General features: G+C 52.2%; 1 pseudogene. It reads right to left on the bottom strand.

Annotation, left to right across the window (positions count from 1 at the left end):
- Positions 1-269: 269 nt before the first annotated feature.
- Positions 270-1022 (bottom strand): annotated as a pseudogene (locus ETC02_RS16610) (IS110 family RNA-guided transposase); the annotation flags it as partial.
- Between the last annotated feature and the right edge of the window lie 141 nt (positions 1023-1163).

The raw sequence follows: 1163 nt of genomic DNA, 5'->3' as shown, positions 1-1163 counted from the left end.
ACAGGGTCCAAGCCACCATTAAGTATAACGTCCTGTTAAACTGTTTGCGCCTATTCTTCATTATGGGAAGAAAAGGGGGATTTTCATCCCTGGGTGGAGGGCAAACCATTGCCCATGGATCTTTTCCGTGAAAATCCCCACCACTGGGTGAGTGCGGTATACGCTTCTGATCCGGGTGGGTATACTGAAAATGGCCAAAAAAGGCAATAGGAAAGCAGAGGTGCCCCATTTTCGGGCATCTCGTATAACCTGTCTGCCTTTTGGCTAGACTAAATCAGTTGTGGTTGGTGGAACGGCTCTTTGCGGGAGATCATGCAAAAGATGATCACCAACATTCGTCGAGCCGTGGCGATGAGGGCTTTTTTCTTCCCGCACCGGGCCGCCAACGACCAAAATTTTCGGGACAAAGGATGCGTCTTGGATCGAGCTGCTGACCATGCCGCCTCGCATAACGCTGATCGAAGATGGGGATTGCCTTTGGTGGTGCGCGTGCTCTTTCGCTTTCCGGCGCTTTCATGGTTGCCGGGGGACAACCCCGTCCATGAAGCCGCCCGTTCCGGCGTTTCAAAGACGCTCATGTCGGTTCCCATCTCGGCGATGATGACGGCGGCGGTTTGTTTTTTGATTCCAGGCATGGTCATCAGCAATTCGACTTCCTCGCGATACGGCTCGAGCAGGCGGTCGATGTGCTGGTCGACTTCTTCGATGAGCCGCTCCAATTCCTCCACGTGTTTCCACAAGAGGCGAAGGAGATAGAGCTCATGTTCGGTCAAGGTGCCCAGCAGCGAATCGTACACCGCCTGCTTTTTCGTTTTGAGCCTGCCGCGCAGGCATTCATCCAGCTCGTCCTTGTCCACGTATCCCTTCTCGAGCAGCCGGGCAAGGATGTTTCGTCCGGAAACGCCGAAGAGATCCGAGAGGACGGAGCCCAGTTTGACATTGGAAGACTCCAGCACTTTTTGAATCCGGTTTTTCTCTGAACTCAACTGTCCGACCCACTTTTTGCGCAGGCGGGTAAAATCCCATACCCGTCAAGTTAGCGGTATAAAATTTTTAAGACGATACTCGTGTTCATCCCCGCAGTGAATGATGGGGATCACATCCATTATTGGGCATACCAAATACCCCTCCAGAAGAGGGGTATTTGGTATTTATATCCATAT

It is taken from the genome of Geobacillus sp. DSP4a (assembly GCF_013096875.1).
GTDB classification, from domain to species: Bacteria; Bacillota; Bacilli; order Bacillales; family Anoxybacillaceae; genus Geobacillus; species Geobacillus thermophilus.
The sequence above is the reverse complement of the archived record's forward strand: the minus strand, read 5'-3'. Positions and strand labels throughout refer to the sequence as shown.